Here is a 24,850-nt window from a genome sequence, read left to right on the forward strand (position 1 = left end):
GTGCAACAACAGTAACCATTCTGTTGTTGCACGGAGGCCTTCCCCTGCCCATGCTTGCAACAGCTCGGGGAAGAGGAACCGGGGCTGGGAGGATCAAGGTGAAAGCGAAGCTTGCGATCAGCGCAGGGCTTGCTCTTTGGGCATGCAGCGCAGTTCCATCACATGCCGGAGAACGGTTGAACGTTCTGTGCGGCGTGGATGTGGACTGGTGCGCGGCCATGGAAGCCGCTTTCGAACGCAGCAGCGGCCTCGACATTGTCATGACCCGCAAGAGCACCGGTGAGATTCTGGATGAGATCCGTGCTGGCCGGGACGCACCCTCCGTTGACGTCTGGTGGGGCGGAACTGGCGACACCCATCTTCAGGCTGCGGCAGAAGGCCTGCTGGAGCCTTACACCTCACCCGCGGAAGCCGGTCTTCTGCCCTGGGCCCGGAATTTTCACGACATGTCGGACGGCCAAGCATCAGGTGTTTACGCTGGCGCTCTCGGTTTTGCCTATAATTCAGAGGTGCTTGAGGCCAAGAACCTCCCTGCCCCCACTTGCTGGAACGACCTGACGTCACCTGCTTACCGGGGGCTGGTTCAGATCGCCAATCCGGAAACCTCCGGCACCGCCTATACGGCACTTGCTACGCTGATCCAGCTCTTCGGCGAAGATGAGGCCTTCACCTATTTTCGGGACCTGAGCGCCAATGTGGCAAAGTTCACGACCTCGGGATCTGCGCCCGTCAAGGCAGCCGCCCGCGGTGAAACGATGATCGGCATTTCCTTTATCCATGACGCGGTGACCCAGAAAAGCAGCGGCGCGCCACTGGTGATCGTCGCCCCGTGCGAGGGGACAGGCTACGAGATCGGCGCGGTCAGCATTGTCCGCGGCACCAAGCTCAAGGCACTCGCGCAGAGCTTCGTGGATTTTACCTTGAGCGCTGAGGGACAGGCAACGGGTGCGGCCTCAGGCCAGAACCAGGTGCCGTCGAACGCCAAAGCGCTTTTACCGACAGCGGCTCCGGACATCTCATTGATCCGGATGGTGGATTACGATTTCGCGACTTTCGGGTCACCAGACCAGAGGCGCAGGATTCTGGACCGGTTTGAAAAGGAGGTTGCCCTCACCAACTGACCGGGCCCGGATCGTTCCATCACACCACAGACCATGCCCATCGGGCTGCATTTCGCGGCGCCGGACGGAGGAGCTTTGCCTTCCGGCACCGCCGAACAACCAAGGACACGCCGCATCCGGATGATCTGGATGACAGCGGTCTTCAAGAGGAGGAAATACCATGACGAAAAAGACACTTGCCATGCTGACCCTGGCAGCAGGAACCGCGCTTGGCACCAACGCAGCTCTGGCTGCGGGCGAACTGAACTTGATCTGCTCTGCTGACGTTGTGATCTGTGAGCAGATGAAGGGTGACTTCGAAAAATCCCATGACATTCAGGTCAACATGGTGCGCCTGTCATCCGGCGAAACCTATGCCAAGATCCGCGCGGAATCCCGCAATCCCAAGACCGACATCTGGTGGGCAGGTACCGGCGATCCCCATCTTCAGGCCGCTTCCGAAGGTCTGACAGCGGAATACAGGTCGGAAAAGCTTGGTGAGCTGCACGACTGGGCTCAGCGCCAGGCCGAAAGCTCCGGCTTCCGCACCGTCGGCGTCTACGCCGGAGCGCTCGGCTGGGGCTACAACACCGACATTGCCGCAAAGAAGAACCTGTCCGAGCCGAAGTGCTGGGCCGATCTCCTGAAGCCGGAGTTGAAGGGCGAAATCCAGATCGCCAACCCGAATTCTTCCGGCACCGCCTATACCGCCTTGGCGACCCTGGTGCAGATCATGGGTGAAGACGAAGCCTTCGACTATCTGAAAAAGCTGAACGACAACGTATCCCAGTACACCAAATCCGGCTCTGCTCCAGTCAAGGCTGCGGCGCGCGGTGAAACCGGTCTCGGCATCGTTTTCATGCATGATGCAGTGTCTCAGGTTGCCGAAGGCTTCCCGGTGAAGGTTGAAGCTCCGTGCGAAGGCACCGGCTATGAAATCGGCTCCATGTCGATCATCAAGGGCGCCCGCAACATGGACAATGCCAAGGTCTGGTACGACTGGGCCCTGCAGCCGGACGTCCAGTCCCGCATGAAGGATGCCAAGTCCTTCCAGCTGCCGTCCAACAAGAGCGCCGAGATCCCGAAGGAAGCGCCGCGCTTCGAGAACATCAAGCTGATCGACTACGACTTCACCACCTACGGCAACCCGGACACGCGCAAGGCCCTGCTTGAGCGCTGGGACCGCGAAGTCGGCGCCATCGCCAACTGAGGCATTTCTTCCCGCTTCGTCAGCATCCGGGACTTCCGGGTGCTGACAGGCAGGCATCCTCCCGCGCCGCCCCGGCCTTGAGCCGGGGCCGTTTCGCCTGTTGTACACGCTCCAGGCAGACAGCACAGCAGGTCAGGTCCCGGATCTCCGCTACGCTGCGTCCGGGACAGCGCGGGAAGAAATGCCCTCACTCGCCCCTCCGGCCTCGCCGGACCGGGCCCCTTTTTCCCGCAGACAGAACGGGCAGGTACAGCCATGCAAAATGGCAATCGAAGACTGGATGTTCTCATCCTCCTGGGGGCAGCAGCGTTTTTGCTGGTGCCCTGGTACCGGATCGACCGGGGCTTTTTCGGCCTTGGCTGGATACCGGATTTTCCCTTCACCGCGGACACAGCTCCAGGTTTCCTTCAGATTGTGAGTCATGACCGGCCCTGGATTGCGATTGCGCTTCTCCTGTTCTTGGCGGCTGCGTCTGCGCGGCTCATGACGAATGCCCCGCGCCGCGGCTTGCTGATGGCGGCCGCAGGCGGTGCCGGGGTGCTTTTCATGGCAGCGCAAGGCCTTGCCATCAGCTTCACCGGCTGGGCATGGACCATTAGTGAAACCCTCTTTGGACCTCTCTCCCAGGGGCAGCCCTCCATGGGTGCCGGGGCGGTCACGCTGTCGATTGTCTTCGTCTTGCTCTTCGCCTTCGGCCTTGCCGAACGCGGCGCCATGAAGGGTGATGCCTTCATCACTGGTTCGATTTCGCTTCTGATCTTCCTGGTCGCTGTATTTGTCTTCTACCCGATCGGCAGCATGTTCGCCGGTTCCGTGCAGGATTTCGACGGTTCCTTCCGCCCGGACGGGCTGATCCGCAACATGCAGGACCCGGGCATCTGGAGCCTTGGTTGCGTGACCGGCGACGGCCGCTGCGGAGTGGCATGGCGCACCCTCTGGCTGGCCGTCATGACTGGTCTGGGCTCAACCATCATGGGCCTTGCCTTTGCCTTGGTTGCGACCCGCACGCAGTTTCCATTCAAGAAGGGCCTGCGGCTCCTGACGGTTCTGCCGATCATCACCCCGCCCTTCGTGATCGGTCTCGCGCTGACGCTGCTGTTTGGACGCTCCGGAGTGATCACCGAAGCCCTGTCCGCGCTCTTCGGCATTGAGCCCGGCCGGTGGCTCTATGGCCTGACCGGCATCTGGATCGCGCAGGTTCTCTCCTTCACGCCTATTTCCTTCCTTGTCCTGATCGGCGTCGTGGAAGGGGTCAGCCCGTCCCTGGAAGAGGCCTCGCAGACCCTGCGTGCAGGACGCTGGAAGACCTTTCTCAGAGTGTCCCTGCCCCTGATGAAGCCCGGTCTCGCCAATGCCTTCCTGATCGGCTTCATTGAGAGCATGGCCGACTTCGGCAACCCACTGGTGCTTGGCGGCAGCCACGGCGTGCTCTCAACCGAAATCTTCTTTGCCGTCGTCGGCTCCCAGAATGATCCATCCCGCGCAGCGGTTCTGGCGATGATCCTGCTGACCTTCACCCTCACCGCCTTCGTGGCACAGCGCTTCTGGCTCAAGGGCAAGAATTTCGCGACCGTAACCGGCAAGGGCGACAGCGGGGCTCATATTGCCCTGCCGCGTGGTCTCAACCGGGGTGTTCACGGCATTGTCGTGCCCTGGATGATCTTCACCATTGTTGTCTATGGCATGATCATCTTCGGCGGCTTCGTGAAGACCTGGGGCCTCGATCACTCCCTCACGATCGAGCATTATGCCAAGGCCTTCTCCATCAGCTTTGCCGATGGCGCGATCGCCTGGACGGGTGTTGCCTGGAACTCCTTCTGGACGACCATGGAAATCGCTCTGATCTCCGCTCCGCTAACGGCAGCGGTCGGTCTGCTCACCGCCTATATCATCGTGCGCCAGAAGTTCGCGGGACAGAATGCCTTTGAATTTGCCCTGATGATGAGCTTTGCCATTCCCGGCACGGTCATCGGCATCAGCTATATCCTGGCCTTCAACCTGCCGCCGCTGGAAATGACCGGTTCGGCCCTGATCCTGATTGCCTGCTTTGTGTTCCGCAACATGCCGGTCGGCGTGCGTGGCGGCATCGCGGCCATGAGCCAGCTCGACAAGAGCCTGGACGAGGCCTCTCTGACGCTCCGGGCCAACAGTGCCCGGACCATGCGCAAGGTGATCCTGCCTTTACTCCGGCCCGCGATCACCGCGGCTCTGGTCTATTCCTTCGTCCGGGCGATCACTTCCATCAGCGCGGTCATCTTCCTGGTCAGCGCCGAGTACAACATGGCAACGTCTTACATTGTCGGCCTCGTCGAGAACGGCGAATACGGTGTCGCCATCGCCTACTCCTCCATGCTGATCTTCGTGATGATCACAATTATTGCCGGGTTCCAGATGCTTGTCGGCGAACGCCGCCTGCGCCGGGAGAACCGCGTTGCGGGCGCAGCCCCGGCCCCCCAGTCCAAATCCGTGGCGCAAGGCCCGTCCGTTCAGGAGAAAACCGCATGACCACCTTCAAGCCAGGCTCCGTTGTCTTCGAGCATGTGCGCAAGGACTTCGGCAGTTTCACCGCCATTCCGGACCTGTCGCTCACCATCGAGCCGGGAACCCTCGTCACGCTGCTCGGCCCGTCGGGCTGTGGCAAGACCACGACCCTGCGCATGCTGGCAGGCCTCGAGCATCCGACCTCGGGGCGGATTTTGATCGGCGGCAAGGATGTGACCATGCTCCCGGCCCATTCCCGCGATGTGTCGATGGTGTTCCAGTCCTATGCGCTCTTTCCCCACATGAGCGCGCTGGAAAATGTCGCCTATGGCCTGGAATCCTCCGGCTTCAAGGGCAAGGAAGCCAAGGAGAAGGCAGAAGATGGCCTTGCCCAGGTCGGCCTTGCCGGCATGGGGCACCGGCTTCCGGCGGAACTCTCCGGCGGGCAGCAGCAGCGCGTTGCTGTTGCCCGTGCGCTGGTTCTGGAGCCTCAGGTTCTCCTGCTGGATGAGCCGCTTTCCAATCTCGATGCGCGGTTGCGCCGCCGGGTGCGGACGGAAATCCGGGAGTTGCAGCAGCGCCTGGGCTTCACCGCTGTCTACGTGACCCACGACCAGGACGAGGCGCTGGCCGTCTCCGACACGATTGTTGTGATGAAGGACGGGCATATTGCCCAGTCCGGTGCGCCACGGGATCTCTATGAGTTTCCCGCCAGCAGCTTCATTGCCGACTTCATGGGCGAGGCCAATGTTGTGCCTTGCGATGTGGTGTCAGTGGAAGGCGGCGTGGCCGTGGTTCAGGTCGGCGCACTGCAGCACAAGGTTCCAAGCGCCGGCGCCCGGCCGGGTGCCGCCAAGCTTGCCATCCGGCCGGGCGCGGTCGGAGTCAGCGAAAGGGACGGCTCCGGTCTTCCCGGCAAGGTCCTGACCTCCGCTTATCTTGGCGATCATGTGGAGTATGAAGTCGAGACCGCGGCAGGCACCTTGTTTGTGACAGACCACACTGTCACAACTCCTTTGCCCTCGCAGACTGAGGTTTCGATCAACCTGCGCCCCAGAGGCATCGCGCTGATCGCAGCCTGATTTTCGTCCCATCGTCATACGGATCCGACAAGAACATGACCGAAGCTGCCCAAACCGGCTCAATCCAAGACCGCCTCGCTTTCGCCCGCAAACTTGCGGATGAGGCCGGGGCCATGGCGCTCGACTTCTTCAACCGGCGCGAGACGCTGGTGATCGAGACCAAGAAGAACCTTCAGGATGTTGTTTCCATCGCAGACCGCAGTGTGGAAGAAATGCTGCGCGCCAAGGTCGCAGAAACCTTCCCGGAAGATGGCTTTCTGGGTGAGGAATATGGCCAGACCGAAGGGGCTTCCCCCTATACCTGGATCGTTGACCCCATCGACGGCACAGCGCCTTTCGTCAATGGCATGCCGACATGGTGTGTGTCCATCGCCGTCGCCCGGGATGGCGAGCCGGTGGTCGGCGTTATCATCGTGCCCTGCCTTGACGAGATTTACGCAGCCGCCGAGGGCCTCGGCGCAACGCTCAACGGCAAGGTCCTGACGCTCGATCCGTCCCGGACCATGCAGAACGGCCTGACTGGCATTGGCAGCAACAGCCATGTCACGCCGGAAAAGGTGGGCGCCATCGTGACGGCCCTGATGGCCAATGGCGGCAACCTGATCCGCAACGGCTCCGGCGCCCTCATGCTGGCCTATGTCGCCGCTGGCAAACTCGTCGGCTATTACGAGCCCTATATGCATGCCTGGGACTGCATGGCCGGTTATTGTCTCGTCAAGGAAGCTGGCGGGCACTGCCTGCCCTTCCCGGGTGACCGGGTCGGCATCACCAAGGGCGCTCCCGTCATCGCCGCCGCGCCCGGAGCGAGAGACGACATCTGGAAGCTGGCCGACGTCTGAGCGTCAACGAATGTTCACCGCCCGGGCTTTGCTCCGGGCGGTACTTGTTTGGAAGCGCCCGGGCTCAAAAGGAGCCCATGCAGATGCTCATGATCAGGAGTGTCTGAGAAGGCACGTCTGCCCAAGCCAGAAAGACTCTGCGAATGAGTGGACCCCGGGTCTCGCGTTGCTCGCCCGGGGTGACCGCGGATCCCAACTCTCAGACGTCACCCCGGCCGCAGGCGTAGCCGAAGAGCCGGGGCCCACTCACTGCCAGAACGTATAATGTCTCAGGCAAAGTGCTGCGGCATTCGGAAGGTCCAGAGACGTAACGAATGCCATGCGGTTACCGCCGCTCTGGCATCTTCGCCCGTGTAGACACCTGACCCTTTATCCAGCTGATGAATTGCGCCGCCAATGGATTGCGCACGCCGGACGGTGTCGCGATGAAATAGGCCTTGCCGGTGGCTGGCGGCACTTGTGCGACTTCGATCAGGGCACCAGAGGTGATTTCCGCTTCGATGAGGTAGCGCGGAATGATCGCAGCGCCGAGACCGGCGATGGCGGCCGCGATGACCAGCGAAAACTGGTCGAAGGAACTTCCTCTTCGGGCCGGCCGCGCTGCATCAGTCAGAGACTGGCCGAACTGGTCCCAGAGATAGGGACGCGAGGAAATATGCAGCAGCGGCATGGCGAGCAGGTCTGCAGGCCCTTTCAGCCCATATTCCTCCGCCAGAGATGGCGCAGCAACCGCGACCAGTCCCTCCGGGCAAAGCGGTGTCAGCTGCGCCCCCGGCCAGTCCGCGCTGCCGAAGTGAATGGCTGCATCGATGCCGCTCCCCGCAAGGTCAAACGGCTCCCCTCGGCTATAAAGAACCAGTTCAACATCTGGAGACAAGGCTCTGAGACTTCTGAGTCTTGGTACGAGCCAGCGCGTCCCGAAAGTCGGCAAGGTCGCGATACTGAGGGCCTGCCTTGTCTCTCCGGCGGCCACCGCATGTGAGATCGTTCGACGCAAGCGTTCCAAATCTCCCGCCAGATTCTCAGCCAGAACCCTGCCTGCCTCCGTCAGCCGCACGCCCCGCCCTTCGCGCCGGAACAGGGCAGCGCCCACATGGTCCTCCAGCTCACGCACATGGCGGCTGACAGCGCCCTGAGTGAGACTCAGGTCTTCAGCTGCAGCCGTAAAGCTCTGATGGCGGGCAGCCGCCTCAAAACATCTGAGAATCGCAAGGCTTGGCAGATCGCCGGATTTTGCAGGCAGGGACACGAGAAACTATCCATGATTATTACTCATGCAATTAATCCGATTCCTCGCATTTTCTTCAAGTGAAAACCGGATACTCTGACCCGGAAAATTAGCCCCGACCGCTTTGCGGCTGCCGGCGGCCCGACCCATGAGGAGATTTCAATATGGATCATCAGGACGTTCTCAAGGCCAATGGCTTTGCCGCCAGCGAACTTTCCGGCGGCACCCTTGCGGTTCATTCGCCAGTGGATGGCGCGGAAGTCGCCCGCATTGCCGAGACAAGAGCTGCCGAAATGGATGCCGTGATCGTCCGCTCGCAGGCCGCCTTCAAGGCCTGGCGTACCGTACCAGCGCCGCGCCGTGGTGAACTCGTCCGTCTCTTGGGCGAGGAGCTGCGCGCTGCCAAGAATGAACTCGGCGCGCTGGTAACGCTGGAAGCTGGCAAGATCACCTCTGAAGGTCTTGGCGAAGTCCAGGAAATGATCGACATTTGCGATTTCGCGGTTGGTCTGTCCCGTCAGCTTTACGGCCTGACCATTGCCTCCGAGCGTCCGGGTCACAAGATGTCTGAAACCTGGCATCCGATGGGCCCTTGCGGCATCATTTCCGCCTTCAACTTTCCGGTTGCGGTGTGGTCCTGGAACGCAGCCCTCGCGCTGGTCTGCGGCAACCCCGTGATCTGGAAGCCGTCCGAAAAGACCCCGCTGACCGCCCTTGCCTGTCAGAAAATCTTCGACAAGGCGGTTGCCCGCTTTGGCGCGGACGCGCCGGAAGGCCTGTCTCAGGTGGTAATCGGCGGCGCTGAGATCGGCAATGCGCTGGTGGAAAGCAAGCATGTGCCGATCCTGTCGGCTACCGGCTCCACCCGCATGGGCCAGATCGTTGGCCCGAAGGTCGCTGCCCGCTGGGGCCGTCCGATCCTGGAGCTTGGCGGCAACAACGCGATGATCGTAGCCCCCTCCGCCGATCTCGAAATGGCCGTCCGGGCTATCGTCTTTTCCGCCGTTGGCACGGCCGGCCAGCGCTGCACCACCCTGCGCCGCCTGATCGCGCACAAGTCGGTCAAGGCGGAGCTGGTCGCCAAGCTCACCAAGGCCTATGCCTCTCTGTCGGTCGGTGACCCGCGCAAGTCCGGAACGCTGGTTGGCCCGCTCGTGGATCAGGGCTCGCTCAAGGCCATGCAGACGGCCCTTTCGAAAGCCAAGGCCGAAGGCGGCGTGGTTCATGGCGGCGAAGTCGTCACCGGCAGGGTTCCTGGTGGCGCCTACGTGACCCCGGCCCTTGTCGAAATGCCGGGTCAGACGGCGACCGTGAAGACCGAAACCTTCGCGCCTATCCTCTATGTCATGGAGTATGACACTCTGGACGAGGCGATCGAGCTGCAGAACGATGTACCGCAGGGACTTTCTTCCTGCATCTTCACGCTGAACATCCGGGAAGCGGAAACCTTCCTGTCAGCCTCCGGTTCCGATTGCGGCATTGCCAATGTTAACATCGGCCCGTCCGGTGCGGAAATCGGCGGCGCCTTTGGCGGGGAAAAGGAAACCGGTGGCGGACGTGAAAGCGGCTCGGATGCCTGGAAGGGCTACATGCGCCGCCAGACCTCCACGGTCAACTACTCCGCCTCTCTGCCACTGGCACAGGGCGTCAAGTTCGACATCTGATCCGGACATCAGGCGGATACCAAAAGACGGGCGGCTTTCTGCTGCCCGTTTTTGTGTCTGCAGCACCACCAGCTGAAAGAGAGCCGGTCTGGTCTGTCTATAATGGGAGCGCACGCAAAACTATCGGACGCATTTGCGCAAAGAGGTCAAGCGATCGCGAGTCCGCTGGCTAACCACCAAAATAGACAAGCGGATCGACGCCTAGAAGCAGCGGGTGCAGAAGGAGCATGCCCCCCATTGCGCCGAGGCCGAAGAGCAGCCGGATCACAAAGGCAGGAAAAGGCACAAAGCCACGATTCCACGATTGCGCCCGGATGTCCTTGAGCAATCGGTCCCACTCAGCGCCCATCACACGCTTCTTGCGCCGGTCGATCAGCTTCATGCCCAGCAGCGCGAAAACACCAAGGCTGCCGAACAGAATCACATGAGCAAGATCTCCGTTGGAGATCAGATGCCCGAAGGCCCAGAGCGCCAGAGCAGCGAGCATTGGATGCCTCAGCCAGCGGATGATGCCGGGCCGGGCCGGATCAAAGGCCTCGTTATTGAGCCCGCCGAAGGAGAAGGGATTGGGCCTGGCAATGGCCAGACCAAAGAGCAGGAAGGCAAAGCCCATCAGAAGAAACGTGGTGTGAACCAGAGGCACCGCCGGCTCCCACAAGGAGACATAGGGTGCCTCGGCGGCGGCCTCGATCAGCCAGCCCAGAAGGACAAGCGACAGCACTGAATAGGCGACGGTGAACCCGGTCTTGCCCAGAGCCTTGGTGAGATTCTCGCGCACAGACGGCAGAACCGGAACTCTGTGAGCGCCCAGAAACACGCCAAAAGCCAGCGCAAATTCAGCCCATGCAGCACTATCACTCATTCGCGAACTCCATCATTTCACGGCTTAAGGTTGGTCAGCAGGGGCGAAAATACCCTGCGGGTCCAGGGTGTGGAAAGCACCGGCTTACGCGGTGTCAGACGGAAGCGTGGATCTGTTTTTGAACAGCAGGCCGAACATCAGCCCCAGAAAGAGGGCACTGACATGGCCGGGCTTGGGATAGCCGGCGGACAGAAGGTCCAGAGCCTGGGCGGGCACGAGCGCGAAGGCAATAAACGGCCAACCGAATTTCCCACTGATTTCGCCAGACATCACAAGAACGGCAGCGCTCGCAGACAGAGCAAAGACGCCCTGCGAGGCGCCAGTGCCAACATTCCAGGGGGCTGGAATCAGGATGGGGCTTATCAATGTGGCGAGGCCTCCAGCGACCAGCCAGATCACAAGCACCCTCAAGGCGCCGATCCTGCTTTCCAGCAGTCCCCCGACAAGCAAAAGGCACACGGCGTTGTACATCATGTGCTCGTTCTTGGCGTGTATGAGCTGTGCACTCACCAGCCGCCAAATCTCAAGGTTCGCAAGGTCTTCGAAGGTCGTGCCGCCAAAACGTCTCAAGGCCGAAATCTGTACTGTGCTCAGAGCATTGCCATCATCCAGGTAGGAGACTGCCAGAGACGCAACGGCCGTCACCACAGCAAGACACAGGACGGCAACGGGAAAAGGGTGGTGGGAGCGCATTGGAACGATAGGCTTTCTGGCAGGGTAAGACCTCTGGCGAGATCGTGAGACTTTCCGGTTTCGGGACAGAAATCCAGTTCAAGCTATCAGACCACCCTCGTCAAACACATGATTTTTCGCCGGTGATCAATGATCCCGAAACCGTAAAGCCGCTCGCAAAGTTGATGCGGATCAACAACGGAATCAACTTGCCCTCTTAAGGTGCTGCCCGTCCGTTTTCTTTCCCGGAGATCCTGATGACAGCACCTGCCTTTCTGACGGCAGCGGAAAAGGCCATACCGCAGATGCCACCGGTGCTCGCGTTCGGCCTGCGCCTCGCCCCGGCTGCGCCCGCAGAGCATCTACTCACACATATGGCGCGGAGCATCCTTGCCAAACACTCAGGGCTTCTCGCCAGACTGGGGCCGTACCGCCATTGCCGCTTCGCGCTCAGCGCCAGCGATGTGCCCATGTCCTTCTGTCTGGATCTAGGCAAGGATCCGCTGGTGATCACGGTTCACACGAACCCGCCTGAAGCCGACGCCCGGATCACGGGCAAACTGGCAGCGCTCATCGGTCTGGTGCATGGGGTCTGGGACGGGGATGCGCTGTTCTTCTCGCGGGATCTGACGGTGGAGGGCGACACATCAGCAGCCCTTGCCTTGCGCAATGCGATTGATGATGCGGAGCTGGATCTTGGCGCGGAAATCGCCGCCCTCACCGGCCCTTTCTCAAACCCGGCAGCCCGGATCATTTCCCTGGCCGAAAGCCTCACCGGCGTTCCCTTTACCCGGTCCGGAGCCATAAGATGATGGAACTAGTCTGCCCCGCCGGAACCCCGGCCTCCCTGCGCGCGGCCGTCGATGCCGGTGCGCATTCGGTCTATTGCGGCTTTGCCGACGACACCAACGCCCGCAATTTCCCGGGCCTCAATTTCTCGCGCGCGGAACTGGCCGCAGGCGTCGCCTATGCCAAAGCCAGGGGCTCGAAGGTGCTGGTTGCGATCAACACCTTTCCGGAGGCTGGAAACGAAGCCCTTTGGCACCGGGCGGTAGCAGATGCAGAAACCGCTGGCGCCCATGCGGTCATCCTCGCCGACCTCGGCCTGATCGCCTATGCGGCTGAAAAGCATCCGGGCCTGCGCCGTCATCTGTCCGTTCAGGCGGCAGCGGCCAATCCCGACATCATCAACTTCTATGCGGAAACCTTCGATGTGAAGCGGGTGGTGCTGCCCCGGGTCTTGAGCGTTCAGGAGATCGCCGCAATCAACCGGGAGATAGACACGGAAACAGAGGTCTTCGTCTTCGGTGGTCTCTGCGTCATGGCCGAGGGACGCTGTTCGCTCTCGTCTTTCATCACGGGCCGCTCACCCAATATGAACGGCGTCTGTTCTCCGGCGAGCCACGTCACCTATACCGAAGAAGGTCAGGAACTCGCCGCAAAGCTTGGCGGGTACACGATCCACCGGGCGTCCAAGGGCACACCCGCGCCCTACCCGACCCTGTGCAAGGGCTGTTTCAAGGTGGGCAGCCGCACCGGCTATGTGTTCGAGGATCCGGCCAGCCTAGATGCCTCCGAGCTGTTGCCCGCCCTAGCAAAGGCAGGCGTTACAGCGCTGAAGATCGAAGGGCGCCAGCGGTCCCGGGCCTATGTGGCGCAGGTGGTCCGCAATTTCCGGGCGGCCGTCGAGGCGCTGGAGGAAGGCCGCCCGGTACCTGCCGGAATGCTTGCCCAGCTGACGGAAGGCCAGAGCGCCACCGCTGGCGCCTATAACAAGATCTGGAGATAAGCCCATGGAGCTGACAATCGGACCTATTCAAGGCTTCTGGGACGCTGGTCACTGGAGCGACTTCTATGCCCGGCTGGCCGAAACGCCGGGCGTGACCAAAGTCGTTCTTGGCGAACTGGTCTGCTCCAAACGCCTGCCATTTTACCAGACGCGTATGCCTGAAGCCATTGAGCGCCTTCAGACTGGCGGCAAGCACGTTGCGGTCACAAGTCTGGCTCTGGTCACCTTGAAGCGCGAGCGCAAGATGACGGCGGAGCTTGCGGGCACCGGTCTGGAAGTTGAGGTCAACGACCTGACCGCACTAGCGCATATTCCCGAGCACGCTCCCTTCTCCGTTGGACCTCTGGTCAATGTTTATAACGAAGGAACGCTCTCCTATCTGAAACAGCGTGGAGCACGCAGCTTTTGCCTTCCGCCGGAGCTGCCTCTGGCCTCGGTTTCCCGCCTTGCTGCCAAGGCAGGCACAACACCGGTGGAGGTTTGGGGCTGGGGCCGTCTGCCACTTGCGATCTCCGGCCGGTGCTATCACGCCCGCTATCATGACCGGGCCAAGGATCAGTGCCAGTTCGTCTGCGCCAATGACCCGGACGGGTTCGCGGTGGACACTCTGGACGATCAGACGTTTCTGGCTATCAATGGTGTGCAGACCCTGTCGGATCCTTGTGCAAACATGTCCCATGACCTGACCGCCCTGGAGGCTGCCGGTGTCGCCAGCCTGCGACTGTCGCCCCAACACACCGGCTTTTTCAACATCATCGCCCTTTTCCATGATCTGGTCTGCGGGCGCATTGATGCGGATGAGCTAAGCGCCCGCGCGCTTCCCCTGGCCCCAGGTGCCGCCTTCTGCAACGGCTTCCTGGGCGGACCGAACGGGATCAGCTGGTCAGGCCGGACATGATCTGCAGGATCTGGTATAAATGACCTGATTGCATGCGGCTCATCCTTCGCGACGCCTGGCGTCCGCTTGGCTTCTCAGGATGAGGGAGATGGGTGGCCTTAAAAGGCAACGATTCCGCTCTTTATTCATCGCAAGATGCTATGTAACGGATGCCCGCTGGCAGGCTTCGTGACCTTCGCGAAGCCTGCCAGGAACATGGAGTTCCCTTGCGGGAGGTCCTATAGATGAGCTGAATGCGGCTGCCCTGGGAACCGCGGCCTGAGACAGGATAGAAAGCCCTGGAGAGCGCTCATGACAGACAAAACGCTACCTGACGCTCCCGAGGTCGACGCTGAAGCCATCGCCGCCGGCTTCGGTATCCCGTCCGATGAGGTCCGGCAGCTCATGCGGTCCGGCGGGATGACGGGCAAACTTTATGTGGGGCAGGACGAGGATGCAGGTTCTTTCGCCTATGTCCTCTTTCACCGCAACGCGAGACTTACCCTGATCCTGGACCAATCCGGCGCGGTGGTGAAAAGCTCAAGAATCAACTTCGGCGACCATCCTCTTCCCCCGGCGCTGCGGCATGCACCACCGACGGGGCCGCTCAAGCAGTAATTAAGGACTTGCCCGGGAAAAGCTGACGGCACCCGCATGTCTTCGGGCGCCGCTAGCATTTCAGCCGCAGCCTTGCAGGCCGTTCGAGCCGCAGGTGCAGCCATCCGGATGGGAGGCTTCCGCCATGGGGGGCGTATTCTCGTCAGTGCAGATGACCTCGATCACCCAGTCCTCGGGTCCTGGAACCTTGTAGATCCAGTGAAACTGGCCGGGTCCGCCATCACACCAGAACCGGTGAGGCCCCTGTCACCACCGAGAACTGCGGCGTCAGGATTGCCGAACGCAGCCACTGCACAGTGATGACAGCCTTTTTCCGGGGTCCAAAGGCAGGTGCCTGCTCGATTGGCATTCCTCCCGCCAATCTGGATAGCCTGTCCGGCCTCAGCGCAGGAGGTCTTTCCGGCAAGAATGGCAAGCGAACCAGCACCTTACACCCATGTTCTGAATGTGAGTGGAATGCCTTGCGCGTCGCGGCGCACCGCCGTTCTGCTCGCGTTCGAGGCGCTCCTGCCAGGCCAGTCTTTCGAGATCGTCAACGACCGGGACTGGCATGTCCATAGCCTGCTGTGGAGCCGTCCGCCCAGGCTGGTCGATGGCGCCGCGCTCTGCGTAACGCCTGACATGCGCGCTTTGGCTGAATGAAGCCGCAGGCAGGGACGTGATGCCGCGCAAGTGATGCCCCGCCGCAGGATCTGACGGCGGACCATACGACTTCGGCACGAACAGCTTTCCTGCCGCATGCGGACAGCAGAACAGACGGATCCTCAGCGTCTTAAATGGCGCATCATCAAGGAGATCTGTCATGAGCCTCATCAAGACCCTCGACCACAATCCGGATTTTACACCTGTTCACGCGTTGCCCGCGCCAGAGCGTCTCATTTCCGGCAGCCCGGAGTTCGACACCTGGGCCATGGACGAGTCCCGGGAAGGCAAGATCAAATCCGGAATCTGGCAGGCAACCCCTGGCCTGACCCGCTCTATCAAGGGAGAAACCTTCGAATTCTGCCATATCCTCGAAGGCCTGGTAGAGATCACCGAGGACGGCGGCGAGACCTACACCTACAAGGCGGGCGACAGCTTCGTCATGAAGCCCGGCTTCGTGGGCACCTGGCACACCATCGAGACCGTGCGCAAGATCTACGTGGTTTGCTACTGAGCCGTTCTCTACACGCAAACACTCACCACCGCGCCGTCCCGGCCTTGTGCCGGGACCTTGGCCGTAAAGCCCTCCATCATCATACGGGGCGCAGCGAAGCGAAGATCCGGGACCGGAGTGGGAGGGCTTCCAACGCCCCCTACCCCGCCAGTTCTCCCGCCAGCCGTTCCAGCATGGCCATACAGGCCGCCAGTTCCTCGCGCAGGATATATTCATCGGGCCGGTGAGCGCGGGAGATGGAGCCTGGGCCGCAGATGATTGAGGGCACACCCGCTGCCTGAAACAGCCCCGCCTCCGTGCCGTAGCTCACGGACTGGATGGCCTCCCCGCCCGACAGCCGCTCCATCAGCGCGACGAAACCTGCCTCCCGCGTTGGGGCCAGTGCAGGATAACTGGCAAGTTCCTGCCAGCTTGCCGACAGCGCACGCCCTTCCGTCTTTGCCGCAGCCAGAAGAGCATCAAGCTTTGCCAGCACCTTTGCACTCACATCCTGCGGTGCGGCACCGGGCACAGATCGGACCTCAAAGGCCAAACGGCATAGATCCGGAATGATGTTGACGGCGCTGCCGCCGGACACAATCCCCGCCACCACCGTTGAGGACGGCGGCGAGAAGCGCGCATCAAACGGCCCTTCCGCCTCCATTTTTGCCGAGAGATCGCGGACGAACAGCAGCAGTTCCGCCGCCGGATAAAGCGCATTCTCCCCCAGCGCCGGCTGGGAGCTGTGCGCGGCCTTGCCGGTGAAGGTGATTTCCACCGCCTGTTTACCCTTGTGGGAGAGCACGGGCCGCATGTCCGAGGGCTCGCCGACGATGCAGCCCGTCGGCAGGGCGCACAGCTCCGGCAGCCTCGCAATCAGATGCGGCACGCCCCGGCAGCCGATTTCCTCATCATAGGAAAAGGCGATATGCACCGGACGCTTCAGGTTTGCGGCCTTGAACAGGGGCACCGCCGCCAGCACGCAGGCGAGAAAGCCCTTCATGTCCGTGGCCCCGCGCCCGGTCAGCCGCCCGGCCTGGTCCGTCAGGCGGAAGGGATCGGAGGTCCAGACCTGCCCCTCCACCGGCACCACATCCATATGGCCGGAGAGAATATAGCCGGGCACATCCTTGGGCCCGATTGTCGCAAAGAGATTGACCCGGCCGCCTTCAGGTCCCGGCAGAACAGCGCAGTCTACCCCCTGTGTTGCGAGATAGCCTTGGACATACCCGGCAATCTCACCGTTCGGCCTGCCAGGCAGGCAGTCGAAACCGACGAGGGTGGTGAGGATCTCTTCAACGGATGAAACTGCAGTCATAATCGGCCTCCGGTTCCGGTCATCATCCCGCCTTTCCGGCGAAGGTTGTGCCGAACTTCCGCGTCAGGACGGGATTTCCTGCCGGATCAGAGGGCTGGGAGCATGTACTCAGAGAGCAGTATTCTCCGGAGCCGCAGAGAATTGCGCAGCCACGCTGCCCAACAGTGCAATCATCCGTGAGCCGGTGACAAATGGCGCAAGCTTGCGCGCTGCTCCCTCTATGGTCTGAGCATGATCACGGGAGCAGCCTCGACTATGACCCTCAGTTTCGATCCGGCGAAGCCGGAGTTCCGGTCCGGCCATTTCATTGGTGGGGAATTTGTTGCCGGTGCGCCGGAGCTTGCCATGCACCGCCCGTCTGATGGCGCTGAATTCGCGGGGTGCCCGGTTGCCGGTGAAGCGATTGTGGACCAGGCCGTCATAGCCGCAAAAGACGCGCTCAAGTCCAGCGGCTGGTCGACCTGCCGCCCGCGTGAACGCACCAACGCCATGCTTCGCTGGGCCGATTTGATCGACAAAAACGCTGAAGAGCTGGCGCGGCTGGAATGTGTTCCCTCCACCCGCCTCATCAATCAGCTTATTGCCGGGGACATTGCAGTGACTGCGGAGCAAATCCGCTTCTTTGCTGAACTGGCTGACAAGGAAGGCGGCGATGTTGTGCCGACCGACAGCGGATCTTTCGGCATGATCGTGACGGAACCCTATGGCGTCGTCGGCGCCATTACGCCCTGGAACTTCCCCATCTCGATGGCAGGCTGGAAAATGGGGCCTGCGCTGGCGGCAGGAAATGCCGTAGTTCTGAAACCGTCCGAGATGACTCCCTTTTCCACTCTCCGCATGGCGGAGCTTTCGGTGGAGGCGGGCATTCCAGCCGGTCTCGTCAACATCGTGCTGGGCGATGGCCCGGTCACCGGCAATGCGCTCACCGGCCACCCGGACATCGCCAAGGTCAGCTTCACCGGCTCCACCGGCGCGGGCTCCGCGATCATGGCCAATGTGGCACGCACGGGCATTAAGCCCATGACACTGGAACTGGGTGGCAAGAGCCCGCAGATCGTCTTTGCCGATGCGGATATTGCACTCGCCGCCGATTGCATCGCCCGGTCCATCCTCTTCAATGGCGGACAGGCGTGCGTTGCCGGAAGCAGAGTGATTGCCCATGCCAGCATCGCGGGTGAACTGGCAGAGCGGCTAACCACGCTGATGAGCGGCCAAAAGCCCGGCCCCGGCTGGGACGAGGCCACAACCTATTCCCCCTGCATTTCCGCCCGCCAGCGCGCCCGCGTCCACGGCCTTGTGCAGGCCGCCATCAGCGAAGGCGCTGAAGTGCTGGCCGGGGCGCGGGAGATGGATCATCCGGGCTATTTCTATGAGCCGACGCTGCTCACCAATGTCTCACAGGACAACATCGCCGTGCGCGAGGAAGTCTTCGGCCCTGTGCTGACACTGCAAACCTTCGAGAGTGACGAAGAGGCCTTCGCACTGGCGGATCACCCAACCTATGGCCTTGCGGCCGGGGTCTATAGCCGCGACGTTTCCAGGGCGCTGCGCAGCATCAAATCCATCGCTGCCGGCACGATCTGGATCAACCGTTATGGCCGGTCGCGCGACCACATTCTGCCGACAGGAGGATATAAATCCTCCGGCATCGGCAAGGATCTTGGCCGCGACGCCTATCACGCCAACCGCCGCTCCAAGAGCGTGCTCATCGACCTGTGAGAGAACACATGGCCCCTTATCGCATTGCAGTCATTCCCGGCGACGGCATCGGCATTCCCGTTACGGAAGCTGCACTCGCCGTAGCCGCCAAGGCCCTGCCCGGCAAGCTGGACACAGTCACCTTCCCCTGGTCCTGCGACTATTATCTGCAGACGGGCCGGATGATGCCGGAAGACGGCATCGAGACCCTGCGCGGCTTTGATGCCATCTACCTGGGCGCCGTCGGCTGGCCGCAGAAGGTGCCGGATTCGGTGTCACTGCATGGCCTGCTGCTGCCGATCCGCAAGGCCTTCGTGCAATATGCCAACATCCGCCCGCACCGCGTGCTGGCTGGCGTCGAAGGCCCGCTGCGCAAGGGCGGCTTCGACATCCTGTGCATCCGCGAGAACACCGAAGGCGAATACTCCGGTGCAGGCGGACGCGTTCACCAAGGCACAAAGGATGAGGTTGCGGTGGAGACGGCAATCTTCACCCGCGCCGGGGTCGAGCGCATCCTGCGCTTCGGCTTCGAGCAGGCCCGCAAGCGCAGCAAGCGCCTAGCCTCGGTCACCAAATCCAACGCGCAGAAATATTCCATGGTGTTCTGGGATGAGGTGACGAAGGAACTGGCCGCCGAATATCCGGACGTTGCCGTCAGCCATTACCACATCGATGCCATCGCCGCCCGCATGGTGATGGCGCCCGAAAGCCTCGACGTGGTGGTCGCCTCAAACCTCTTCGGCGACATTCTCACCGATCTGGGCGCTGCCATTCAGGGCGGCCTCGGCTTCGCCGCCTCCGCCAACATCAACCCGGACCGTTCTGCCCCGTCCATGTTCGAGCCGGTGCATGGCTCTGCGCCCGATATCGCGCATCTGGGCATCGCCAACCCGCTGGCCGCCATCTGGTCCGCCGCCATGATGCTGGAGCATCTGGGCGAGGCAGAAGCTGCCACCCGCATCATGACCGCCATGGAACAGGCCACCGCACGCGGCATCGGCACAGTGCCGGGACAGAACAAGACGGATGAAATCACCCAGGCCGTCATTGCGGCGCTGGATTGAGGATAAAGCCATGACGATTGCAATCTCTGACCTTCTGCCCGGCCTCAAGGATGCAGGCCTGTTCCGCCAGCAGAGCGTGATCGGCGGCGTCTGGTGTGACGCCTCCACGGGCAAGACCATCGAGGTCACCAACCCGGCCACCGGCAAGGCCGTCGGCACCGTGCCGGACATGTCCGCCGAAGACACCCGCCGCGCCATCGAGGCAGCGGACACCGCCTTCCGCGCATGGCGCAAGGTGCCCAACGCCGAGCGCGCCGCAAAGCTGGAACGCTGGTTCACCTTGATGGAAGAGCATGCGGACGACCTCGCACTCATCCTGACGCTGGAACAGGGCAAGCCCCTCGCAGAAGCACGCGGCGAAATCACCTATGGCGCCTCCTTCGTGAAGTGGTTCGCCGAGGAAGCCCGGCGTATCGAGGGCGGCATCATCCCCTCTCCCTCGAATGACCGGAAGATCCTCGCGCTGAAGGAGCCAGTTGGCGTTTCGGCCATCATCACGCCGTGGAACTTCCCCAATGCCATGATCACCCGCAAGGTCGGCCCGGCACTGGCCGCTGGCTGCACCGTGGTGATCAAGCCCTCCGACTTCACGCCCTATTCGGCGCTGGCATTGGCCGTTCTGGCAGAGCGGGCCGGCATTCCGGCTGGTGTCATCAACATCATCACCGGCCAGCCAACAGAAATCGGCGCGGAGCTGACCTCAAACCCGGTGGTGCGCAAGCTGTCCTTCACCGGCTCCACCCGCGTCGGCTCCCTGCTGATGGCCCAGTGCGCCCCGACGGTGAAGCGCCTCAGCCTTGAACTTGGCGGCAATGCACCCTTCCTCGTTTTTGACGATGCAGATCTCGATACAGCCGTGGAAGGCGCCATCGCCTCCAAGTTCCGCAACGGCGGCCAGACCTGCGTCTGCTCCAACCGCATCCTCGTCCAGTCAGGCATCTACGATGCCTTTGCATCAAAGCTCGGCGAGCGGGTGGCTGCGATGAAGGTGGGTGCAGGCCTTGAGGCGGGCGTCGCTATCGGCCCGATGATCAACCGCGCTGCGGTGGACAAGATCGAGCGGCATGTGTCCGACGCCGTGGCCAAGGGCGCGAAGGTCGCCGCCAGGGCCGCAACGCCGGAAGGCAGCCAGTTCGCCGCTCCGGTGGTGCTGACCGGTTGCACCACGGACATGCAGCTGGCGAGCGAGGAAACCTTCGGCCCCGTCGCCCCGCTCTTCCGCTTCGAGACGGAAGAAGAAGCGGTGCAGATCGCCAACGACACCCCCTTCGGCCTTGCCGCCTATTTCTACACCCGCGACATGGCCCGCGCCTGGCGGGTGGGCGATGCGCTGGAGTCAGGCATGGTCGGCCTCAACACCGGCGCCATCTCCATGGCCGTCTCCCCCTTCGGCGGCGTCAAGCAATCCGGCCTTGGCCGTGAAGGCGCCCGCGACGGCATCGAGGAGTATCTGGAGACCAAAGCCTTCCACATGGCCGGTCTCTGAGAAAATGCGGGCGGGAGAAAACTTCCGCCCAAGGCTGATGACAAACCAGAAGCTTCGCGGGTTTTCTCTGCGCTGCCCCGGCCTTGATCCGGGACCTGTCTAAAACATATTGTTTTTAAGAGAGAAAATAGACGAGAGATCCCGGACCTCCACTCCGCTGCGACCGGGACAGCGCGGAGGCGGGATTTGTCGGCAGTCCGGGGCGGGAGGACGAATTGAAAGGTTGCCAAGGACAAAGGCCAAGTGTTGAGCCTGCCCTTTGTGCTTGTTGACAAAGCCTCCCAAACCCTAAGACCTCCCCGAAGACCTCTATGATCATGGGAGTAAACGGCTGTCATCCCCGCAAAGGCGGGGATCCAGTAACCAATTGAGATAGCTTCCTTTTCCCGAGAACATGAGCCACAGGATACTGGATCCCGGTCTTGGCGCTCACACGCCAAACCGGGATGACATCGATAGGTTTTTACCTTTGTCAGCAGTCTGAAAGGGCAGGTTTCGAGCCTGCCCTTTTTCGCCAGATTAATCCAGCTGGAGCCATTTCCCCGTCAGCTCACCAGATCCTTCGCCCGGTAATATGCCCCGACGAACGGCAGGAACCAGGGCTGGCCGATGTGGCCGGGGATAGCGGGCCAGGGCAGGTTTGCCCAAGGCGTTTCAGTGGGTTTGCCGAGGATCTTACCGGCCAGGAATTCGCCCATATGTGTGGCGATCTGGGCACCATGACCGGAATAGCCCATGGCAAAATGAACGCCATCCGCCTCGCCCGCTCTGGGAAACCGGTCCCGCGTCAGATCCACAAGCCCGCCCCAGCAATAATCGACCTCGACGCCAGAGAGCTGCGGGAAGATCCCGGTCATGGCAGCCTTCAGGATGCTGCCGCTCTTTTGATCCGACGTCTGGTCAGAAATGGCGGAAAAGCGCGCCCGGCCTCCAAAAATCAGCCGGTTGTCCGGCGCCAGGCGGAAGTAGTTGCCGACATTCAAGGATGTGACACAGGTCCGGTTGCCTGGCATAACGGACGCAGCCTCCTCGGCACTCAAAGGCCGGGTCGCAATCACGAAACTGCCAACAGGCACGATCCGGCGGCGGAAATAGCCGAAGGTTTTGGGCGTATAAGCGCCGGTCGCAAGCACAACCTTGTCTGCCAGAACAACACCCTTTGGTGTTTCCAGCTCATGGCCGGAGGCCGTCTGGCGGCGGGCCGTCACCGGGGTGGTCTCGTGAATTTCCGCGCCCCGGCGGGCCGCAGCTTCCGCAAGCCCCACCACAAAGCGGCCCATATGCATCATGGCGCTTTTCTTCTGCAGCATGGCGCCGTGGAAGATGTCCGAGCCGACTTCCTGCTCCAGTTCAGCCTTGCTCAAAAGCGCCGTGTCCGGATCGGCAAGCCGGTTGATGGCCTCGAAGTTTTTCGCCAGCGCCTCATAATGCGCGGGCTTGGAGGCCAGCTTGAGCTTGCCGGACCGGCGGAAATCACAGGCTATGCCTTCCTCCGCAATGATCCGCTCGATGGTACTGATGCCATCGTCAAAGGCCTTGTACATGGCCTTGGCCGTTTCCGCGCCATAGGCAGCCACAGCCCCGGTGAAGCTGTGGGCCACCCCGTTGTTGAGGTGGCCGCCATTGCGGCCGGATGCGCCGGATCCAACGGTGCCAGCTTCCAGAACGATCACCCGCCGCCCTTCCATGGCAAGCCGGCGGGCTGCGCCGAGACCGGTGAAGCCCGCGCCGATGACTGCCACGTCATAGCGTCCCGATGGAGCGGCCGTCATCCCGCCCGTGAAGGCCGGTGCCGTGTCCTGCCAATAGGCTGCGAACTTCATGGTCTCGCGCTCCTTAAAGACCGAAAACGCCGGGAAGACCGGAGATGTCCTTGATCTCCGTATATTCATAGAAGGGATTGGCCGGCTCATGGCCGCGGTTGACCCAAACCTTGGACTTGATGTCCAGATCATAAGCAGTCATCAGATCGTAGCGGAAAGACGAGGACACATGGGTGATGTCTTCGGGGCCGCATCCCAGGACGTCCAGCATATATTCAAAGCCGTTCATCTGCGGCTTGTAGGTGCCGGTTTCCTCGGCGGTGATCACCTTGTGGAACGGCGCGCCGAGCTTCTCCACATTGGACATGATCTGGCTGTTCATGGCGTTTGAAAGAATGACCAGCGGGATTTCCTTCGCCACCTTAGCCAACCCCTCCGGCACATCCGGGTGCGGCCCCCAGGTCGGCACTTCATTGTAGATCCGCAGGGCGTCTTCGTCGCGGAAAGCCACACCGGTCAGCTTGCAGGTGCGTTGAAGTGAATTGTAGACCACATCCGCATAGGGCTTCCACGCGCCCAGAACTTCATCCATGCGGTAGCGTGCAAAATGAACGATGAAGTCCGCCATCTTGTCTTCACTCAACATGCCACCATAGATCCGGCGGGCGGCACCGGCCATGTCGAAGTTGATCAAGGTGCCATAACAATCAAAGGTCACGTATTTCGGTCGGAAGGTCATGTCTGTTCCCCGTCTTATTGGCGCAGGTGGAAGGTCAGGCCCCTCAAAAAGAAGCTCAGACGTCATCCTAGACAGGTCCTGAAAAACCACCGGCCGCTTTGGGGCTGCCCGGAAGCACATTCCGCCGTATCTCCGCAGCGCCACGGCACCTTATTGCGCCGCCAAGCCCAAACGGGCCTTCTGCCCCAGCCCGGCAAGACCGGAGACTGGCACTCGTGGCAGATCCTGCTAAGGAGGCCCACCTGAACGGCTGAAGATACCGTCCACTCAGCCGCAAGCGCCGCATCTTCGCCCGCCACACCGATAGACTGCCTCTAACACTCCCTCTTTCAGCGCAGGAAACCATGCTGACCGACGACACGATCATCCTTGAGCCCTTCGGACCTCAGCACATCAGCGGTGCCCACCGCCTGTCCAAGGCCGCCAACTGGCCGCACAGGGAAGAAGACTGGATGCTTTTCCAATCCCTGTCCCGCGGCCTTGCCATGATCGAAAAGGGCGAGGTGGTTGCGACCGCCCTGACTACGCCCTTTGGCCCTGTGGCGACGGTGAACATGATCATTGTGGATGAACGCATGCGGGGCAGAGGCCTCGGGCGCAAGATTATGTCCGGAGTAATGGAACTGGCCGCTCCGCAGGAGTGGCGTCTGATCGCGACGGAAGAGGGCCGCCCGCTTTATGAGAAGCTGGGATTTGAAGCCTATGGCGACGTGGTTCAGCACCAGGGTATCGCCAAGGCGGCTACCCAATGCGAGCCGCTTGCTGCCGGAGATGCGGATGGTCTTCATCTTGCGGCCCCCGCTGATGCTGGAGCCATCGCATCCCTTGACCGGGACGCATCCGGCATGGACCGGTCCGGGCTGATTGAGGCTCTTCTGTCCATGGGCCAGATTTTCGTGCTGCGCGAAGCAGGCAGGATCACAGGCTTTGCCGTACTCCGCCCCTTTGGACGGGGCGAGGTTCTGGGACCGGTGGCTGCAGCTGATGCCGGAGAGGCAAAACGGCTCATGAGCCACATCATCAGTCACTGCGAGGGACGGTTCCTGCGGGTGGATACGACGGCCGGAACCGGCCTTTCCCCCTGGCTGGAACAGCACGGCCTGACCCTGGCTGGCGGCGGCACCGCCATGCGCCTTGGCAAAGCAGAGCCCGTGAGCCCGACGATGAACGCCCGCACCTTCGCCCTCGCCGCCCAGGCCCTTGGCTGACTTCATTTTCCGGAGAC

Annotated in this window: 23 protein-coding genes; 16 read left to right on the forward strand and 7 right to left on the reverse strand. The window is 61.7% G+C overall.

Annotated features, from left to right (window positions below; translation table 11 throughout):
* The first annotated feature begins 98 nt into the window (after window positions 1–98).
* The 5 genes from IG616_RS05265 to IG616_RS05285 all read left to right on the forward strand — a co-directional run bounded on the left by IG616_RS05265 (window position 99) and on the right by IG616_RS05285 (window position 6,712).
* Window positions 99–1,121 (forward strand): ABC transporter substrate-binding protein, encoded by a 1,023-nt coding sequence (locus IG616_RS05265; RefSeq protein WP_343072346.1) that lies wholly within the window; start codon window positions 99–101, stop codon window positions 1,119–1,121.
* A 160-nt stretch (window positions 1,122–1,281) separates the two neighbouring features.
* A complete protein-coding gene (locus IG616_RS05270) occupies window positions 1,282–2,310 on the forward strand; it encodes an ABC transporter substrate-binding protein (RefSeq protein ID WP_192147083.1) in 1,029 nt (342 codons plus the stop codon).
* 255 nt (window positions 2,311–2,565) lie between these two features.
* Window positions 2,566–4,815, forward strand: coding sequence for an ABC transporter permease (locus tag IG616_RS05275; RefSeq protein ID WP_192147084.1), 2,250 nt, complete (start codon window positions 2,566–2,568; stop codon window positions 4,813–4,815).
* On the forward strand, window positions 4,812–5,873 hold the full coding sequence (locus tag IG616_RS05280) for an ABC transporter ATP-binding protein (protein WP_192147085.1): 1,062 nt from the start codon (window positions 4,812–4,814) through the stop codon (window positions 5,871–5,873). Before IG616_RS05275 ends, IG616_RS05280 begins: the two co-directional genes overlap by 4 nt.
* Window positions 5,874–5,908: 35 nt before the next feature.
* Window positions 5,909–6,712, forward strand: a complete 804-nt coding sequence (locus IG616_RS05285; protein ID WP_192147086.1) for an inositol monophosphatase family protein — start codon at window positions 5,909–5,911, stop codon at window positions 6,710–6,712.
* A gap of 325 nt (window positions 6,713–7,037) precedes the next feature.
* Here the strand turns inward: IG616_RS05285 and IG616_RS05290 are convergent, their stop codons facing one another.
* Window positions 7,038–7,961 carry a LysR substrate-binding domain-containing protein gene (locus tag IG616_RS05290; RefSeq protein WP_343072347.1) on the reverse strand — a complete coding sequence of 308 codons (924 nt, stop codon included), beginning with the start codon at window positions 7,959–7,961 and terminating at the stop codon, window positions 7,038–7,040.
* Between the two features lie 143 nt (window positions 7,962–8,104).
* Here IG616_RS05290 and amaB point away from each other — a divergent pair, with 143 nt between their 5' ends.
* Window positions 8,105–9,604: an L-piperidine-6-carboxylate dehydrogenase gene (amaB, locus tag IG616_RS05295; protein WP_192147087.1), complete on the forward strand. Its 1,500-nt coding sequence runs from the start codon at window positions 8,105–8,107 to the stop codon at window positions 9,602–9,604.
* 169 nt (window positions 9,605–9,773) lie between these two features.
* Here amaB and IG616_RS05300 read toward each other — a convergent pair whose 3' ends face one another.
* Both IG616_RS05300 and IG616_RS05305 read right to left on the reverse strand, forming a co-directional pair.
* A complete protein-coding gene (locus IG616_RS05300) occupies window positions 9,774–10,466 on the reverse strand; it encodes an NnrU family protein (RefSeq protein ID WP_192147088.1) in 693 nt (230 codons plus the stop codon).
* Window positions 10,467–10,550: 84 nt separating this feature from the next.
* Window positions 10,551–11,159: a rhomboid family intramembrane serine protease gene (locus IG616_RS05305; protein WP_192147089.1), complete on the reverse strand. Its 609-nt coding sequence runs from the start codon at window positions 11,157–11,159 to the stop codon at window positions 10,551–10,553.
* A 236-nt stretch (window positions 11,160–11,395) separates the two neighbouring features.
* Here IG616_RS05305 and ubiT point away from each other — a divergent pair, with 236 nt between their 5' ends.
* From ubiT to IG616_RS05325, 4 genes are all read left to right on the forward strand, one after another.
* On the forward strand, window positions 11,396–11,950 hold the full coding sequence (ubiT, locus tag IG616_RS05310; RefSeq protein ID WP_209007296.1) for a ubiquinone anaerobic biosynthesis accessory factor UbiT: 555 nt from the start codon (window positions 11,396–11,398) through the stop codon (window positions 11,948–11,950).
* Window positions 11,950–12,927 (forward strand): ubiquinone anaerobic biosynthesis protein UbiU, encoded by a 978-nt coding sequence (gene ubiU, locus IG616_RS05315; RefSeq protein WP_192147247.1) that lies wholly within the window; start codon window positions 11,950–11,952, stop codon window positions 12,925–12,927. The genes ubiT and ubiU overlap by 1 nt, the downstream gene beginning before the upstream one ends.
* A gap of 4 nt (window positions 12,928–12,931) precedes the next feature.
* Complete coding sequence (gene ubiV / locus IG616_RS05320; RefSeq protein WP_192147090.1) at window positions 12,932–13,825, forward strand: ubiquinone anaerobic biosynthesis protein UbiV; 894 nt, start codon at window positions 12,932–12,934, stop codon at window positions 13,823–13,825.
* Window positions 13,826–14,116: 291 nt separating this feature from the next.
* Window positions 14,117–14,422 (forward strand): DUF6522 family protein, encoded by a 306-nt coding sequence (locus IG616_RS05325; RefSeq protein WP_192147091.1) that lies wholly within the window; start codon window positions 14,117–14,119, stop codon window positions 14,420–14,422.
* A 220-nt stretch (window positions 14,423–14,642) separates the two neighbouring features.
* Here the strand turns inward: IG616_RS05325 and IG616_RS23255 are convergent, their stop codons facing one another.
* Window positions 14,643–14,771, reverse strand: a complete 129-nt coding sequence (locus tag IG616_RS23255) for a hypothetical protein (RefSeq protein ID WP_281392999.1) — start codon at window positions 14,769–14,771, stop codon at window positions 14,643–14,645.
* A 59-nt stretch (window positions 14,772–14,830) separates the two neighbouring features.
* Between IG616_RS23255 and IG616_RS05330 the strand changes: the two genes are divergently transcribed.
* Both IG616_RS05330 and IG616_RS05335 read left to right on the forward strand, forming a co-directional pair.
* On the forward strand, window positions 14,831–15,064 hold the full coding sequence (locus IG616_RS05330) for a DUF2249 domain-containing protein (RefSeq protein WP_192147092.1): 234 nt from the start codon (window positions 14,831–14,833) through the stop codon (window positions 15,062–15,064).
* Between the two features lie 160 nt (window positions 15,065–15,224).
* Window positions 15,225–15,578: a cupin domain-containing protein gene (locus IG616_RS05335; protein ID WP_192147093.1), complete on the forward strand. Its 354-nt coding sequence runs from the start codon at window positions 15,225–15,227 to the stop codon at window positions 15,576–15,578.
* 139 nt (window positions 15,579–15,717) lie between these two features.
* Here the strand turns inward: IG616_RS05335 and argE are convergent, their stop codons facing one another.
* A complete protein-coding gene (gene argE / locus IG616_RS05340) occupies window positions 15,718–16,875 on the reverse strand; it encodes an acetylornithine deacetylase (RefSeq protein WP_192147094.1) in 1,158 nt (385 codons plus the stop codon).
* Window positions 16,876–17,130: 255 nt separating this feature from the next.
* Here argE and IG616_RS05345 point away from each other — a divergent pair, with 255 nt between their 5' ends.
* Genes IG616_RS05345 through IG616_RS05355 form a run of 3 tightly spaced genes read left to right on the forward strand, consistent with a single transcriptional unit; the run spans window position 17,131 to window position 21,123 of the window.
* Window positions 17,131–18,594 carry an aldehyde dehydrogenase family protein gene (locus IG616_RS05345; RefSeq protein ID WP_192147095.1) on the forward strand — a complete coding sequence of 488 codons (1,464 nt, stop codon included), beginning with the start codon at window positions 17,131–17,133 and terminating at the stop codon, window positions 18,592–18,594.
* 8 nt (window positions 18,595–18,602) lie between these two features.
* On the forward strand, window positions 18,603–19,637 hold the full coding sequence (locus IG616_RS05350) for a tartrate dehydrogenase (protein WP_192147096.1): 1,035 nt from the start codon (window positions 18,603–18,605) through the stop codon (window positions 19,635–19,637).
* A 10-nt stretch (window positions 19,638–19,647) separates the two neighbouring features.
* Window positions 19,648–21,123, forward strand: coding sequence for an NAD-dependent succinate-semialdehyde dehydrogenase (locus IG616_RS05355; protein WP_192147097.1), 1,476 nt, complete (start codon window positions 19,648–19,650; stop codon window positions 21,121–21,123).
* A gap of 545 nt (window positions 21,124–21,668) precedes the next feature.
* Here IG616_RS05355 and IG616_RS05360 read toward each other — a convergent pair.
* Together IG616_RS05360 and IG616_RS05365 are read right to left on the reverse strand one after the other, a co-directional pair.
* Window positions 21,669–22,946, reverse strand: coding sequence for an NAD(P)/FAD-dependent oxidoreductase (locus IG616_RS05360; RefSeq protein WP_192147098.1), 1,278 nt, complete (start codon window positions 22,944–22,946; stop codon window positions 21,669–21,671).
* Window positions 22,947–22,959: 13 nt separating this feature from the next.
* On the reverse strand, window positions 22,960–23,625 hold the full coding sequence (locus IG616_RS05365; RefSeq protein WP_192147099.1) for a haloacid dehalogenase type II: 666 nt from the start codon (window positions 23,623–23,625) through the stop codon (window positions 22,960–22,962).
* Window positions 23,626–23,969: 344 nt separating this feature from the next.
* Here IG616_RS05365 and IG616_RS05370 point away from each other — a divergent pair, with 344 nt between their 5' ends.
* Window positions 23,970–24,833 carry a GNAT family N-acetyltransferase gene (locus IG616_RS05370; protein ID WP_192147100.1) on the forward strand — a complete coding sequence of 288 codons (864 nt, stop codon included), beginning with the start codon at window positions 23,970–23,972 and terminating at the stop codon, window positions 24,831–24,833.
* Window positions 24,834–24,850: the final 17 nt, after the last annotated feature.

Source organism: Roseibium litorale (assembly GCF_014842915.1).
GTDB lineage: Bacteria > Pseudomonadota > Alphaproteobacteria > Rhizobiales > Stappiaceae > Roseibium > Roseibium litorale.